This window comes from Meiothermus sp. CFH 77666, assembly GCF_017497985.1.
Taxonomy (GTDB): domain Bacteria; phylum Deinococcota; class Deinococci; order Deinococcales; family Thermaceae; genus Meiothermus.
Window position 1 is genome coordinate 1 of sequence record NZ_JAGDFV010000063.1, and the last position, 1,499, is coordinate 1,499.

The following is a 1,499-nucleotide window of genomic DNA, read 5'->3' on the forward strand; positions in this document are numbered from 1 at the left end:
CTCCTTAGAAAGGAGGTGATCCAACCGCACCTTCCGGTACAGTTACCTTGTTACGACTTAGCCCCAGTCATGAGCCTTACCCTAGGCGCCTGCCTGTGGCTCCCGGCGACTTCAGGCAAAACCCACTCCCATGGCTTGACGGGCGGTGTGTACAAGGCCCGGGAACGTATTCACCGCGACATGGCTGATTCGCGATTACTAGCGATTCCAGCTTCATGGGGTCGAGTTGCAGACCCCAATCCGAACTGAGCCGCGATTTAGGCGATTAGCGTCTTCTTGCGAAGTAGCGTCGCTTTGTGCGCGGCATTGTAGCACGTGTGTCGCCCAGGTCGTAAGGGCCATGCGGATCAGACGTCATCCCCGCCTTCCTCCCACTTTCGTGGGCAGTCTCGCTAGAGTGCTCGGCCGAACCGTTAGCAACTAGCAACAAGGGTTGCGCTCGTTGCGGGACTTAACCCAACATCTCACGACACGAGCTGACGACGACCATGCAGCACCTGTGTTAGGGTTCCCTTGCGGGCACCCCCAGCTTTCACCGGGGTTCCCTACATGTCAAGACCTGGTAAGGTTCTGCGCGTTGCTTCGAATTAAACCACATGCTCCACCGCTTGTGCGGGCCCCCGTCAATTCCTTTGAGTTTCAGTCTTGCGACCGTACTTCCCAGGTGGAGTGCTTAACGCGTTAGCTACGGCACCCAACGGATGTCGGACACCCAGCACTCAACGTTTAGGGCGTGGACTACCCGGGTATCTAATCCGGTTTGCTCCCCACGCTTTCGCGCCTCAGCGTCACAAATCGTCCAGGTAGCTGCTTTCGCTATTGGCGTTCCTTCCGGTATCTGCGCATTTCACCGCTACTCCGGAAATTCCGCTACCCTCTCCGACCGTCTAGCCTCACAGTATCCAACGCATTCCCGAGGTTGAGCCTTGGTCTTTAGCATCGGACTTGAGAGACCGCCTACACGCCCTTTACACCCAGTAAATCCGGGTAACGCTCGCACCCTCCGTATTACCGCGGCTGCTGGCACGGAGTTAGCCGGTGCTATTACCTCGGTACCGTCATGATCGTCCCGAGTTCAGAAGTTTACACCCCGAGGGGCTTCGTCCTTCAAGCGGTATCGCTCCGTCAGGCTTTCGCCCATTGCGGAAGATTCCTAACTGCTGCCTCCCGTAGGAGTGGGGTCCGTGTCTCAGTACCCCTGTGGCTGGTCGTCCTCTCAGACCAGCTATGGGTCGTCGGCTTGGTAGGCCATTACCCTACCAACTACCTGATCCAACGCAGGCCCATCCCAAAGCGCCGAAGCTTTAGACACACCCCAGGGGGTGGGTCCACATCGGGGATTAGCTAAGATTTCTCCTAGTTGTCCCCGACTTTGGGGCAGGTCACCTACGTGTTACTCACCCGTCCGCCACTAACTGCCGAAACAGTCCGTGCGACTTGCATGTCTTAGGCATACCGCCAGCGTTCACCCTGAGCCAGGATCAAACTCTCCAAAAGTG

The 1,499-nt window shown here is 57.4% G+C and carries 1 rRNA gene; it reads right to left on the reverse strand.

Annotation, left to right across the window (positions count from 1 at the left end):
- Positions 1-8: 8 nt before the first annotated feature.
- Positions 9-1,497 (reverse strand): 16S ribosomal RNA (locus J3L12_RS16555).
- Positions 1,498-1,499: the final 2 nt, after the last annotated feature.